At 58.3% G+C, this 12,802-nt stretch carries 13 protein-coding genes; 7 read left to right on the forward strand and 6 right to left on the reverse strand.

The window, feature by feature from the left end; genetic code table 11:
• The first annotated feature begins 51 nt into the window (after positions 1–51).
• The 3 genes from IV01_RS00145 (at position 52) to IV01_RS00135 (ending at position 2,322) form a co-directional block, all read left to right on the forward strand.
• A complete protein-coding gene (locus IV01_RS00145; protein ID WP_032632033.1) occupies positions 52–987 on the forward strand; it encodes a 2-hydroxyacid dehydrogenase in 936 nt (311 codons plus the stop codon).
• A 155-nt stretch (positions 988–1,142) separates the two neighbouring features.
• The gene (locus IV01_RS00140; RefSeq protein WP_032632034.1) at positions 1,143–1,709 is read left to right on the forward strand and encodes a YbhB/YbcL family Raf kinase inhibitor-like protein; all 567 of its coding nucleotides are present in this window, start codon (positions 1,143–1,145) and stop codon (positions 1,707–1,709) included.
• Positions 1,710–1,794: 85 nt separating this feature from the next.
• Positions 1,795–2,322, forward strand: coding sequence for a MarR family winged helix-turn-helix transcriptional regulator (locus IV01_RS00135; RefSeq protein ID WP_080290437.1), 528 nt, complete (start codon positions 1,795–1,797; stop codon positions 2,320–2,322).
• Positions 2,323–2,416: 94 nt separating this feature from the next.
• Here the strand turns inward: IV01_RS00135 and IV01_RS00130 are convergent, their stop codons facing one another.
• The 3 genes from IV01_RS00130 to IV01_RS00120 form a co-directional block, all read right to left on the reverse strand.
• Positions 2,417–3,838, reverse strand: coding sequence for a short-chain fatty acid transporter (locus IV01_RS00130; protein ID WP_032632035.1), 1,422 nt, complete (start codon positions 3,836–3,838; stop codon positions 2,417–2,419).
• Positions 3,839–4,014: 176 nt separating this feature from the next.
• Positions 4,015–4,671 (reverse strand): CoA transferase subunit B, encoded by a 657-nt coding sequence (locus IV01_RS00125; protein ID WP_032632036.1) that lies wholly within the window; start codon positions 4,669–4,671, stop codon positions 4,015–4,017.
• Positions 4,672–4,738: 67 nt separating this feature from the next.
• Entirely contained in the window at positions 4,739–5,440 is a 702-nt protein-coding gene (locus tag IV01_RS00120; RefSeq protein WP_032632085.1) for a CoA transferase subunit A, read from the reverse strand.
• A gap of 125 nt (positions 5,441–5,565) precedes the next feature.
• On the opposite strand from IV01_RS00120, the gene IV01_RS00115 reads away from it, so the two are divergent.
• The 4 genes from IV01_RS00115 (at position 5,566) to IV01_RS00100 (ending at position 9,108) form a co-directional block, all read left to right on the forward strand.
• Positions 5,566–6,474 (forward strand): LysR family transcriptional regulator, encoded by a 909-nt coding sequence (locus IV01_RS00115; RefSeq protein WP_032632037.1) that lies wholly within the window; start codon positions 5,566–5,568, stop codon positions 6,472–6,474.
• A 134-nt stretch (positions 6,475–6,608) separates the two neighbouring features.
• Positions 6,609–7,982, forward strand: coding sequence for a gluconate:H+ symporter (locus IV01_RS00110; RefSeq protein WP_032632038.1), 1,374 nt, complete (start codon positions 6,609–6,611; stop codon positions 7,980–7,982).
• Between the two features lie 110 nt (positions 7,983–8,092).
• The gene (locus IV01_RS00105) at positions 8,093–8,368 is read left to right on the forward strand and encodes a hypothetical protein (RefSeq protein WP_032632039.1); all 276 of its coding nucleotides are present in this window, start codon (positions 8,093–8,095) and stop codon (positions 8,366–8,368) included.
• Between the two features lie 134 nt (positions 8,369–8,502).
• A complete protein-coding gene (locus tag IV01_RS00100) occupies positions 8,503–9,108 on the forward strand; it encodes a LysE family translocator (RefSeq protein ID WP_032632041.1) in 606 nt (201 codons plus the stop codon).
• Between the two features lie 182 nt (positions 9,109–9,290).
• On the opposite strand, the gene ssuE is transcribed toward IV01_RS00100, so the two are convergent.
• The 3 genes from ssuE to IV01_RS00085 all read right to left on the reverse strand — a co-directional run bounded on the left by ssuE (position 9,291) and on the right by IV01_RS00085 (position 12,801).
• Positions 9,291–9,872, reverse strand: a complete 582-nt coding sequence (ssuE, locus tag IV01_RS00095) for an NADPH-dependent FMN reductase (protein ID WP_032632042.1) — start codon at positions 9,870–9,872, stop codon at positions 9,291–9,293.
• Positions 9,873–10,140: 268 nt separating this feature from the next.
• Positions 10,141–11,229 (reverse strand): polysaccharide biosynthesis/export family protein, encoded by a 1,089-nt coding sequence (locus IV01_RS00090; RefSeq protein ID WP_032632043.1) that lies wholly within the window; start codon positions 11,227–11,229, stop codon positions 10,141–10,143.
• A 165-nt stretch (positions 11,230–11,394) separates the two neighbouring features.
• Positions 11,395–12,801, reverse strand: a complete 1,407-nt coding sequence (locus tag IV01_RS00085; RefSeq protein WP_032632045.1) for an undecaprenyl-phosphate glucose phosphotransferase — start codon at positions 12,799–12,801, stop codon at positions 11,395–11,397.
• Position 12,802 lies beyond the last annotated feature (1 nt).

Genomic DNA, 12,802 nt, shown 5'->3' on the forward strand with positions numbered 1-12,802 from the left:
TTGCTCAACTCGCGTTACTGTCGGTTTTTTCGCGAATTTCTGGAGCCCTGCATGACAACCACAGTCCTGGTGCTGGTCGAGAGTGTTAATGAGTACCTGCCCATTCTTGAACACAGCGGTTTCCGACTGATTCTTGCCCCCACGCCGGCGCTGCGGGCTGAGGCCGTGGCCACATGTGGCGAGGAGATCACTGCGGTACTGACCCGCGGACCGTTGGGCTTTTATGCTGAGGAAATGGCCGCGCTGCCGCACCTGCAGATCATCTGCGTGCTGGGTGCCGGTTATGAGCATGTAGACCTGCCTGCCGCCGAGGCGCGTGGCATTACCGTCACCAACGGGGCCGGCGTGAACTCGCCAACGGTGGCTGATCATGCGATGTCACTGCTTTTGTCCATCGTGCGTGACATCCCTCAGGCCGACGCTTCGGTACGACGTGGCGAATGGCGCAAGCTGATCCGACCTTCTCTGGCAGGCAAACGCCTGGGCATTCTCGGCCTTGGCGCCGTGGGCATGGCTATTGCCAGGCGCGCGGCAGGGTTCGATATGTCTGTGAGCTATCACAGCCGCAAACCCCGCACTGACGTGGCGTTCGACTATCACTCGACAGCACTCGAGCTGGCCAGGGCCTCGGATTTCTTGATTGTCGCCACGCCTGGCGGTGCCGGGACCCGCCATTTGATAGACCGCCAGGCCCTTGATGCTCTGGGCCCTGAAGGCTTCGTCATCAATATCGCCCGGGCGACCGTGATTGATACCGCGGCATTGGTCGAGGCGCTGCAAATGCAAACAATCGCCGGCGCGGCGCTGGATGTCTTCGATGACGAGCCGCAAGTCCCGGATGCCCTCAAGCGCCTCAACAATGTGATCCTTACGCCGCATGTCGGTGGCTTGTCACCAGAAGCGTCCGAGGCCACGGTGCAAATGGTTGCGGATAATCTGCTGGCGTTTTTTGCGGGCAAGCCGGTGCTCACCCCGGTGCATAGTTGATCAGGTTCCGTCCGTAGGAGCTCACGAGCAGCGCGAGGCAGCGTTATCGGTGTGTCTGATCCACCGCTTCGCGGGCCTCGTAACCTCGGTGCGCTCCTACAGGGATTTCATTTCAATCCAGTGCGCCAAGGCTGGATCAACCGAGGATCGTCAGAATGCTGAGACGTCTGTTGGGGCGCGTGCTACGCGGTCGCAGTGCCACCGAGAACAAACTGATCTGGAATCACAAGAGCATCGCTTTCGCGCCAGTGGTGATTGAACTACGTAGCCCGGCGTTCGCGTCGATGCAGCAAATCCCGGCTTCCCACGTAGGCTCGGCTACTGGCGGTAATCTTTCCCCGGCGCTGGAGTGGACAGGTTTACCCGCTCAGACCCAAGAGCTTGTGCTGATTGTCGAGGATGCCGATGCGCCATTGCCGTTCGCGTTTGTCCACGCTATTGCGGTGGGCATCAGCCCGCAACGAACCGGTTTGCCGATAGGTGCGCTGAGCAGTGCTTCTCACGGTCTGCTTTCACTGGGTCGCAACACCTTCGGTGGGAAAACATACATAGGGCCGCAGCCTCTAACCGGGCATGGTCCTCACCGCTACAGCTTTCAACTGATCGCGCTAGACCGGCAACTTCACTTTGATACGCCGCCAAACCGCAGCCAGTTACTCAAGGCGCTGGACGGCGCGGTTATCGGACGGGGCAGGCTCGACGGTATTCACGAAAGGCCGTGAGCGATAGACGGGGCAAAGGGTCGCTGTCGCAAAATGCGGGGATATGCCAGCATTGCCGGATTGACCTATACCAGCGGGACCCCTTATGAGCCACAGCCTGACGTCACTGGCTGAACTGCACATCCAGTTGAAAATCTCCCAACTGCAGATCCCTGATAGCTTGCGGGTAGCGCCGAAAGTGCTGTGCCATGCCACCAGTCTGCGCAAGGCCACCCGGCGTATTTCCCAGTTGTACGATGCGGTGCTTGCGCCGTGCGGACTGCGCTGTACCCAACGTTCGATCCTGATTCAGGTCGCACGCCATCAGGCCCCGGCGTTGACTGAGCTGGCGACGATTCTGGTGATTGATCGCTCGGCACTGGCGCAGAACCTCAAGCCTCTGGAGCGCGAAGGTTTGATTGCGGTATCGGTGGACCCGGACGACAAGCGCAGTCGTCGGGTCAATCTCACCCAGGCAGGGCTGGATAAACTGCTGGAATCCCAGGCCCTGTGGGAGCAGGCCCAGCAATGTTTCGAAAAGTCCCTTGGTGCGCAGCAGGCAAGCGAACTTCGTGAATTACTGGCCAGAGTCGCTGCGCTGGATTATGGCGACCATCCAGCCTCAAACATGTAGGAGCGCGCTTGCCCGCGATGCGGTGCCTCAGCAAAAAATGTGTCGCCTGACATGACCCTATCGCGGGCAAGCGCGCTCCTACAGGGCACATGAGCTAAGGATGAAGTGGCGGTATATACGCCAGCGTCGTGCCCAGCGCCCACAGCAGGAACAGCACCAGCGGTGTGTGCACCAGCAACTGCACGAACGAGAAGCCGATCAGGTCCCGCGCCTTCAGCCCCAGAACACCGAGCAGCGGCAGCATATAGAAAGGGTTGATCAGGTTCGGCAAGGCTTCTGCGGCGTTGTAGATCTGCACTGCCCAGCCCAAGTGATATTGCAGGTCGTTGGCAACCTGCATGACATAGGGCGCTTCGATGATCCATTTGCCCCCACCCGAGGGGATGAAGAAACCCAGCACTGCCGAGTAAATGCCCATCAGCAGGGCGTAGGTGTCGTGGGAAGCGATGCTGGTGAAGAAGGTCGAAATATGATGCGCCAGGGTTTGTGCATCGGTGCCTTTGACCGTGGTCATCAGCGCCGCGATCGAGCCGTAAAGCGGAAACTGAATCAGCACGCCCGTGGTGGTCGGCACTGCCCGGGCGACTGCATCGAGAAAGCTCCGGGGCCGCCAGTGCAGCAATGCGCCGACCATGATGAACAGGAAGTTGTAGGTGTTGAGGCCGGAAATCGCCGTGATCGCAGGCTTGGTCGAGAACTCGTTGAAGATCCAGCCGGACGCCAGAATGACCATCAGGATGATCAGCAGCGGACTGTATTCCAGCCATTCACCAGGACGGGTGCGCGGCGGCAGGGCAGGCATGCTGAAGGCTGGATCGACCCCGCAGGCATTGGCGTCCTTGGCGCTGTTCGGGCCAGGCGCTGTGGCATAGGCGACGATGATGGAGATCACCATTAGCACCCCCAGCATCACTCCGGACTGCCAGAGGAAGATGGTTTCGGTGAAGGGGATAACGCCGGTGATGGCCAGAATTGACGGCGGCAGGCTGCCGGGGTTGGCTTGCAGTTGTGCGGCCGAGGACGAAAGCCCGAGCGCCCAGACTGCGCCGAGCCCTAGATAGGCGGCAGCGCCCGCAGCCCGGTAGTCCATGCGCAGATCAGTGCGGCGGGCGAGGGCGCGAACCAGCAATCCCCCGAACACCAGCGACAAACCCCAGTTGAGCAGCGACGCAACCATGGAGATCAATGCGACCCAGGCCACGGCGGAGCGGCCGTTTTTCGGGATGCGTGCCAGACGGTCAATCAGTTTGACGGCGGGCGGCGAGCTGGCCACCACGTAGCCGCCGATCACCACGAAAGCCATCTGCATGGTGAATGGGATCAGGCTCCAGAAGCCATCGCCGAAGGCCTTGGCGGCATCGTTCGGTTTGGCGCCCATGGCCAGAGTGGCGACGGTGACAATCACCACCGCCAATGCGGCGAACACCCAGGAATCAGGGAACCAGCGTTCCGCCCATTTGGCGCAACGCAGGGCAAAGCGGGCGGAGCGGCTTTCTTCGATAGAGTCGACGGCCACGGGGTGAACCTCTTGTATTTATTGTTGGGATTTCTGGCTGCACATGACCTGTGGGAGCGACCGGGGTGGCGCTCCACCTTGCTCGTGAAGGGGCCCGTACATCCGATTAATATCCGGAGTATGGAAAACCGCATTCGCGAGCAAGCTCGCTCCCACAGGTGAAAGAGTGAACCTGCTTAAAAACTCATCTCGATCACATCATCCGGCACGATCAGTTTGCCAGCGGTCTTGGCGACGATTTCTTCGATGCTGACCCCCGGCGCACGTTCGCGAAGGATGAACGCGCCGTTTTCGATCTCCAGGTAAGCCAGGTCTGTCAGCACCTTGCGAATACAACCCGCGCCAGTCAGAGGCAGGCTGCAGCGCGGCAGAAGTTTGGATTCGCCATCCTTGGATGCATGAGTCATGGTTACGATGATGTTGTCTGCGCCCGCCACCAGATCCATGGCGCCGCCCATGCCTTTGACCAGCTTGCCGGGGATCATCCATGAGGCAATATTGCCTTCCACGTCGACTTCAAAAGCTCCCAGAACGGTAAGGTCTACATGACCGCCACGAATCATGGCGAACGATTGTGATGAATCGAAAATCGACGCACCAATGCGGGCAGTCACCGTCTGTTTGCCAGCATTGATCATGTCGGCGTCGATGGTTTCTTCGGTAGGGAATTCACCCATGCCCAGCAGCCCGTTTTCGGATTGCAGCATGACGTCGATGTTGTCTGGAACGAAATTGGCCACCAGGGTCGGAATGCCGATGCCCAGATTGACGTAGTAGCCGTCCCTGAGTTCCCGTGCGACGCGCTGAGCCATTTGTTCGCGAGAAAGTGCCATGTTCTAAGCCTCTTATTGTTTTTGCCGCTTCCTGCTGGAGGAAGCGCCCGCAAGACGTGAAGTTTTCTCAGGATTTTTTCAGGGTGCGCTGTTCGATCCGCTTCTCGAACGTGCCCTGAATGACCCGGTCCACGTAGATGCCTGGGGTATGGATTTGCGAGGGCAGGAGGACGCCGGGCTCGACGATTTCCTCAACTTCGACCACGGTGATCATTCCGGCAGTCGCCACCACCGGATTGAAGTTCTGCGCGGTATGACGATAGATCACATTGCCAAAGTGATCAGCCTTCCAGCCCTTGATCAGGGCGAAGTCGCCGGTGATGGCTTCTTCTAGGATCACGTTACGACCATTGAACTGGCGGGTTTCCTTGCCCTCTGCCACGGGGGTGCCGTAGCCGGTGGCGGTGTAGAACGCGGGAATGCCGGCACCGCCTGCGCGCAGTTTTTCCGCGAGGGTGCCTTGGGGGGTGAGTTCGACTTCCAGTTCGCCGCTGAGCAGCTGACGTTCGAAAAGGGCGTTTTCGCCCACATAGGAGGAAATCATCTTACGGATCTGGCGGTCTTCGAGCAGTATGCCCAGGCCAAAGCCATCGACGCCGCAGTTATTGGACACCACCGTCAGGCCCTTGACCCCCATGCGTTTCATTTCAGCAATGAGGTTTTCGGGGATGCCGCACAGGCCAAAGCCGCCGCACAGCACGGTCATGTTGTCGGTCAGCCCGGCGAGGGCCTCCTGATAAGTTGCTACTCGCTTGTCGAGTCCAGCCATGGTGATCCGCCTTTTATAGTTGTGGTTGACGGTCTGGCCGTCAGGGAAGCGTTGCGCCATCTTCTCTCGGGGGCAGTGATTTGTTAATTTTGTTTTTCTGATTGATTGATAAAGAAAACAAATATATGAACGTCAAACAATTGCGAGCGTTTCTGGCCGTGGCGCAGTACTTGAGCTTCGCCCAGGCAGGGGAGCGGCTGCATCTCTCGCAGCCTGCCCTGAGCCTGACCATCAAGAGTCTAGAAGAGGATCTGGGCGGGCAACTGCTCAGCCGCACGACCCGAGCCGTCAGCCTGACGCCCGAGGGTGAAACCCTGCTGCCCTTGGCGCGTCAGTTGCTGGCTGACTGGGATAACGCCGAGGAGCTGCTGCGCCAGCGCTTCACCTTGCAGTTGGGCAAAGTCTCGGTGGCGGCCATGCCGTCGTTTGCCGGCAACATGTTGCCCGGGGCGCTCAAGGTATTTCGCGGCCGCTATCCACGGGTCAATGTGGCGGTACATGACCTGATCAACGAAGAAGTGCTGGAAATGGTTCGTCATCGACGAGTCGAGCTGGGAGTCGGCTTTGAGCCTGAGTCGAGCAATTCGCTGGTGTTTACGCCGTTCTACACCGACCGCTTCGTCGCCGTGGTGCCGCTGGACTCACCCTTGGCGCAACGCCAGCAGGTGAGCTGGCAGGAACTGCTGCAGGAGGATTTCATTGCCTTGCAGCGTCCGTCCGCCGTGCGTTTATTGCTGGAACAGCATCTCCTCGCCCAGCACGGCAAGCTGTCCGTTGCGTTCGAAAGCCACCAGTTGTCGACGGTCGGACGCATGGTTGCCAGCGGCCTGGGTGTCAGCGCCGTGCCGTCGTTGTGTATCCAGCAGATGCACGAATTGGGCGCACACTGCATCGCGCTGGTTGCGCCGGTCATCGAACGGCCCATCGGCTTGATGATGTTGGCCGACCATAAGCTTTCGGCGGCTGCCCAAGCCCTTCGTGATGTGCTGATCGACTATGCGCAATCGCAGAATCCACGGCTGCCCAGCGTCTAAGTCGGGCCTCAGGCGGCGAAACTGTCACAAATTTCACATTCCTCGGCTCTCTCCTCCCGTATCGTCTTGCAGAATTACAACTAAATGTTTCTGTCAGCGCTTGCGTGCAGAGACCGATGAAAAGGAAGAGTGCCTTGGATGTATCTTCTGCTGCCTGGCTTGTGCATGACACGCGTCTGATCATTTGTTGCCTGATCGCCATTGCCACCATCATCGTGCTGATCAGCGCGACAAAGCTCCCGCCCTTTCTGTCGATTCTGATTGGTACTTTCATCGCCGGTATCGGCGCGGGTCTGCCCGCCGAAGACGTTGCCAAGGCGTTCAGCAAAGGTGCTGGCGGTATTCTCGGCGAAGCGGGTTTGATTATTGCCCTGGGCGCGATGCTCGGTGCGCTGATGGCTGAATCCGGGGCGGCTGACCGGATTGCCACAACCCTGCTGGGCTTCGGCAAGGGCCGCTCGCTGCCCTGGGTGATGGCGTTGGTGGCGATGGTTATTGGCTTGCCGCTGTTTTTCGAAGTAGGTCTGGTGCTCATGGTGCCGATCATTTTCGTCATGGCGCGACGCTCCGATCAGCCGTTGTTGAAGATTGCCATCCCGGCACTTGCGGGCATGACCACTCTGCATGCATTGATGCCGCCGCACCCCGGGCCTTTGATTGCGGTCAGTGCGTTGCACGCCGATCTGGGCCTGACGATGCTGTTGGGCTTCTGCATTGCGGTGCCGGCGGTGATCCTGGCCGGCCCGCTGTATGGCAACTGGCTGTCGAAACGGATGGTGATCGAGCAGCCCGCGGAGTTGGGCGAGCTGTTTTCGGCCAAGCGTGAAGTCACGCGCCAGCCAAGCTTCGGCATCTCTTTGCTGATCATTCTTTTGCCGGTGATTCTCATGCTGGGCAGCACCTTTGCCAAGGTATTGATGGACCCGCGCAGCAACGTGGCGCTGACTCTCAAATTCCTCGGTGAACCGCTGGTGGCGCTGAGTATTGCGGTGATTGCGGCAGTGATCTGCCTGGGCTGGGCCAACGGTCTGAGCCGTGAGCATGTGAGTGGCACTCTGCGTAAAAGCATCGCGCCGATTGCCGTGTTGCTGCTGACCATCGGGGCGGGCGGCGGGCTCAAGCAGACCTTGCTGGATGCCGGTGTCAGCCAGACCATCAGCAAAGTGGCTGAAGGTGCGCACATGCCGTACCTGCTGTTGGCCTGGTTGATCGCCGTGGCGCTGCGTCAGGCAACAGGATCGGCGACGGTGGCGACCACTACCACTGCTGGCATTCTGGCGCCGATGATGGCCGGGTTGGCAGCAACGCAAAGTTCGCTGGTGGCGTTGGCCATTGGTGCCGGCTCGGTGTTCTTCTGCCACGTCAACGATGCAGGTTTCTGGATGGTCCGCGAATATTTCGGCCTGCAACTCAAGCAAACCCTATGGGTCTGGTCGGTGCTGCAGACCATTGTCTCGGTGGTGGGGCTGTTGGGGACTTTGTTGTTGTGGCATTGGCTGGCGTTATGAAAAAACCTTCACCCGCCAATACCCACTATCAAGAGCAGTGATTTCTGCGAAAACCGCTCCAGGCGTAGCCTTGTTTCATTCCCGAAATGAAGCCGAGTCTGGAGGCTGCCATGAACCGTATTTACGCCGTTGCCCTGTTATTGACTGTTGCCGTTGTGTCCGGCTGCTCCACCCATTACGCCGTTGAACTTCGCCCCTACAGCGCTGAAGAAACCCGCCAGTTGGCGCTGGAGGACTTGAACCGTCGCGGCTTGTCATTCGATGAATATCAGATCGCCAAAGCAAAGTTGCTGGCCGAACCGCAGATGCAGGCCGTTCGCTCTTTTGATAGTTACGGTGAAATCAGCGTTGATAACGGCGTGGCGACTCAGGATCGTCAGGGTTAATCGATTAGTACAGTGCGGCGGAAAAACACCTATCGCCTGAACTGTACGGTTGGTATTTTTGCTTAACTGTCAGTGTGTTTTCCGACAACGGTTGGATAGGGTGGACGCCTGCCCTTTAATGCACGGACTGCTTCATGTCGCTTACTCTAGATTTACTGCTGGCATTCGCTTTATTTGCTTTCGTCACCTCAGTTACGCCCGGTCCGAACAATATGATGTTGCTGGCCTCTGGGGTGAACTTCGGTTTCAACCGGACTGTGCCGCATATCTTCGGTATCAGTTGTGGGTTTTTCAGCCTGGTACTGGCTGTCGGACTTGGGTTGGGAGCTGTGTTCAAGGCCTATCCGCTTCTCTATACGGTTCTGCGCTACGCGGGCGCCGCATATCTGTTGTACCTGGCTTGGAAAATTGCCACCTCGGGCCCGGCCTCCGACGCATCAGGGCAGGAAGGCAAACCGCAGACGTTCATGCAGGCTGCGCTCTTTCAATGGGTCAACCCGAAGGCTTGGGTCATGGCAGTCGGTGCCATCAGTACTTACACGCCCTTGCAGGGTTACTTCACTAATGTGCTGATCATCTCGGCCGTCTTCGCCCTGATCAACGCCCCCAGTGTCTGCGTCTGGGCGGGCTTCGGCAGCCTGCTGCGCAATGCCTTGCGTGATCCGTTCTGGTTGCGGGTATTCAACGGTGTGATGGCGGCGTTGTTGGTGGTGTCGTTGTATCCGATGCTCAAAGGTTGATCTCAATATTGTCGCGACGACGTGGGACCGGCTTTAGCCGGGAAGAGGCCAGTACACTCTCTAAAAATTTATCGACTGGAATGCTGCCTTCCCGGCTAAAGCGGAACGCCGCCCGGCCGGTCCCACGTCGTCACCTCCGATTGCGAGTAAACATAGAATCTGCCACGGGGCATCCGTCGAGATCACAGCGCCAACCGCAAATGCCCACCCGCCAGCTTCTGCCGCGCCTGCACTCGATGCTGCAGGCCCAGGTAGAAATGCTCCAGACCCTCCTGCAAGCGCTCGGCCAGAATCTCGTCCAGATCGCCGCCTTGTTCGTTGTCTCCATAGCTGATCTGACTATCGATGGCGAAAATTCCGTGCAGGACTTCCTGGCATTTAAGCGCCGACAAGACTGGCTTGAGTGCGTAATCCACGGCCAGCATGTGGGCGATGCTGCCGCCGGTGGCCAGGGGCAATACAACCTTGCCATGCAGTGAGCGCTCCGGAAGCAGGTCCAACAGCGTTTTCAATGCACCGGAGAACGAGGCTTTGTATACCGGAGTGCCGATCAACAAGCCGTCGGCCTGCTTCACCGTTTCGATAAAGTCCAGTACCTGGAGGCTATCGAAGCGCGCGAAGATTAGATCTTCGGCATCAAAGTCGCGGATTCGCAGGGCTTTCACGTCGACCCCTTTTGCCCGCAACCAACGACCCGCGTGTTCCAGTACGACCCCTGAACGGGATTTCAGGGCAGGGCTGCCCGACAGTGAAACTACCAGCATGCTTTATTCCTTTTGAGAGCGTGCCCTCTACCAAAGCAGCATGCATGCCAGCGCCTGCTTTTATTTCAACTCATTGAAATTGATAAATTTTTAATTCAGGGATGAAGTCTCCTGGCCGTGGCGTCTGTTGAACGATTCACTAACTGTTGTTTCGCTGTTGCTGAGGCAACACTTGAGCAGCGAATTTCGGACAAAAAAAATCCCCACAGTCGGCAAATGCGGGGATGTTTTGAAGCGGGGTGAAGCTGAGTGATCAGCTTCGCGACTATCAGTTCCTGAACATGGCGCCCGTGGAAACCACGTTGGCCGAGCCCAGCAGCTGGCTGACGAAGCGGCTCCAGCGAGTAATGTTGGCGGGACCCACGAAGATCACATCCTGGGCCTGGAGTTCGAATTCCTTGGCCAGCAGGTACGCGGTGGGTTTCTTGGCTTTGAGGTTATAGACAGTCGCAGGCGCATTGGCGAAGTTTTCGGCGCCGCGGATCACATACACTGCGTCACCATCGGCGCTTTCCGGGCTCAGGCCACCGGAATCACCCAGTGCTTCGAGCAGCGTCACACTGGTGGTGCCGAAGGAAATCACCTGCGGACGCTGAACTTCGCCCAGTACATAGATCTTGTTTTTCGAGTTGCTGTTCAGGTGCAGGTAATCGCCGTTCTTGAGAAACACTTTGCTCAGCTGCGAATCCTTGCGGTTGAGCGAGTCGACGTCAATCACGTAATCCCGACCGTCCCGGCGCAAGGTCAACCCTGCGAGGTTGGCGTCGGAGAGGTCGAGACCCGCGACACTGATCGCCTGTACCAGACTCAACGGGATGTTGGTGATCGACTGTGGTCCGGGGCTTTTGAACGAGCCGGACAGCAGGATGCGCTGGCTGTTGTAGCGCAGTACTTTGACGTCGACCTTGACCTCGGTGTACTGCGGCGACAAGCCCATGCGCAATTGCTCGCGGATTTGGCCAACGGTTTTGCCACCCGCCTGGATCCTGCCAACGTAAGGGAAGTAAAGCGTGCCGTCGCTCAATACTTCCCGGCTGTTGGCATCGAGTTGGTCCTGTGAACCTGGTGCGGTCAACTCGGGGTGTTCGAATACGATCACCAGCAAGGTGTCGCCGGGTCCGACCACGTATTCCGGGGTTTTATAATTCAGCAGCTCAGCCGGCAGTGGTTTAGCCGAATCCGTTGCTTTCTGTTTTTGCAGTTTCAAGGTGTGCGGGGTGATATCGACCAATCTGACATCCGGACCATCCGGGTCTTTGGCTTCAATATCACCAGGGGTCATGTGCTGCCCGGGTGCGAATACACAGCCTTGCAAAATCAGACTGGAGAGCAGCACAACAGCTAGGGTTAGCTTCATATATTGTTCCTTCCTAAAGGTGCGCTTGGCACCACAGTGATTTCATTGCATCCCTTACCAACACCGAGCGTTACTTCAGTTTGTTTTTGATTGATGCGCGCACCTCCTCCAGCGCCGAATGGCCTGGGATAGTCAGGTTTGAAAGGGGGTTATTTTCAGCAGGTTTTAGAAGGCATTCTTGTTCAAGAAACCTTTGAACAGCGTCAGCAGAATGATTTTCAGATCCAGCCACAGCGACCAGTGCTCGATGTACTCCAGGTCGTACTCGACCCGTTTCTGCATCTTGTCCAGCGTGTCGGTCTCACCTCGCCAGCCATTGATCTGCGCCCAGCCGGTGATGCCGGGCTTGACCTTGTGGCGCAGCATGTAGCCGCTGACCTGCTTGCGGTATTGCTCGTTGTGCGCCACCGCATGGGGGCGCGGGCCGACGATGGACATGTCGCCACGCAACACGTTGAAAAACTGCGGCAGTTCGTCCAGTGAGGTGCGCCGCAGGAACGCCCCAAGCGGTGTGACGCGAGCGTCGTTGCGGGTGGCCTGAGTGATGACGTCGCCGTTTTCCTGGACGCTCATGCTGCGAAATTTCCAGACCATGATCGGCCGACCATCCAGCCCGTACCGGCGCTGACGAAACAGTACCGGGCCTGGCGACGTCAGCTTGATGGCGATGGCAATCAACATCAGAGGCAGGGCGATCATGGCCAGGATCAAGCTGGACAGCAAAATGTCTTCGCAGCGCTTGACCAGGCTCCAGGCGCCATCCATGGGCGAGTCGAAGATGCTGATGCTGGCCAGCCCGTTGATGCTCTCGCTGCGTGCATGTAGCAATTCGAACATGAATACGTCGGGGATCAGGTACACCGAGGCGGTGGTATCGCTCAAACCTTTGACCAGATCCTGTAAATGCGGCTGCGCGGTCAGGGCCAGGGTGATGTACACCTTGTCGATGCGGCCCTGGCGTGCATCCTCGGTCAATTGTTCCAGATCGCCCAACAGCGGCATCGGCAGATGGTCCGGACTGGCGGGTTGCGGCGCGATGTCGTAGAAACCGAGCAATCTCAGGCCCATCCACGGCGCGCTGGAGATTGACCCGGCCAGGCGCTGAGCCACCTGACCGCTGCCCACGATCGCCACCCGACGGGTATTGAAACCGTGGCTTCGCAGACCATGCAGCGCGCTGCGAATCAGCAGTCTATAGCCGCATAACACCAACAGTACCGAGGCGAACCAGGTCATCTGGCTATCGTCAGGCAGGTTGGCGTGATTGAGCAGCAGATAGTCCACCGACAACAGAATGACAAAGGTCAGCGCCCAGTAATTGAACACCTTGACCAGCTCGCGCAGGATGCGCTCGCCGCGCCATGAGCCGTACATTTGATGGAACTCACTGAGCCAGTGGAAGACCAGCACCGCCAGCAGGATCTGGATCCATGCCTCTGCGCTGGAGGTGTTCGGGCCCAGCTGGCTTTGCCAATACCCGCCCAGCACGATGACGGTGAGGTCCAACAGGCGATGAGCAACCGATAGCACTGATTGATGCGCATGAAGAATGCCGCGAACGGGAGTACGCATG

Source organism: Pseudomonas syringae (genome assembly GCF_000737245.1).
GTDB lineage: Bacteria > Pseudomonadota > Gammaproteobacteria > Pseudomonadales > Pseudomonadaceae > Aquipseudomonas > Aquipseudomonas syringae_J.

Bases quoted from the DNA above. Each gene is read 5' to 3' on its own strand.
- IV01_RS00140 (WP_032632034.1), top strand. From the start codon at position 1,143: ATGCTGAGACGTCTGTTGGGGCGCGTGCTACGCGGTCGCAGTGCCACC.
- IV01_RS00120 (WP_032632085.1), bottom strand. From the start codon at position 5,440: ATGGCTGGACTCGACAAGCGAGTAGCAACTTATCAGGAGGCCCTCGCC.
- IV01_RS00100 (WP_032632041.1), top strand. From the start codon at position 8,503: ATGTCGCTTACTCTAGATTTACTGCTGGCATTCGCTTTATTTGCTTTC.
- IV01_RS00115 (WP_032632037.1), top strand. From the start codon at position 5,566: ATGAACGTCAAACAATTGCGAGCGTTTCTGGCCGTGGCGCAGTACTTG.
- IV01_RS00145 (WP_032632033.1), top strand. From the start codon at position 52: ATGACAACCACAGTCCTGGTGCTGGTCGAGAGTGTTAATGAGTACCTG.
- ssuE (WP_032632042.1), bottom strand. From the start codon at position 9,872: ATGCTGGTAGTTTCACTGTCGGGCAGCCCTGCCCTGAAATCCCGTTCA.
- IV01_RS00085 (WP_032632045.1), bottom strand. From the start codon at position 12,801: ATGCGTACTCCCGTTCGCGGCATTCTTCATGCGCATCAATCAGTGCTA.
- IV01_RS00135 (WP_080290437.1), top strand. From the start codon at position 1,795: ATGAGCCACAGCCTGACGTCACTGGCTGAACTGCACATCCAGTTGAAA.
- IV01_RS00125 (WP_032632036.1), bottom strand. From the start codon at position 4,671: ATGGCACTTTCTCGCGAACAAATGGCTCAGCGCGTCGCACGGGAACTC.
- IV01_RS00105 (WP_032632039.1), top strand. From the start codon at position 8,093: ATGAACCGTATTTACGCCGTTGCCCTGTTATTGACTGTTGCCGTTGTG.
- IV01_RS00090 (WP_032632043.1), bottom strand. From the start codon at position 11,229: ATGAAGCTAACCCTAGCTGTTGTGCTGCTCTCCAGTCTGATTTTGCAA.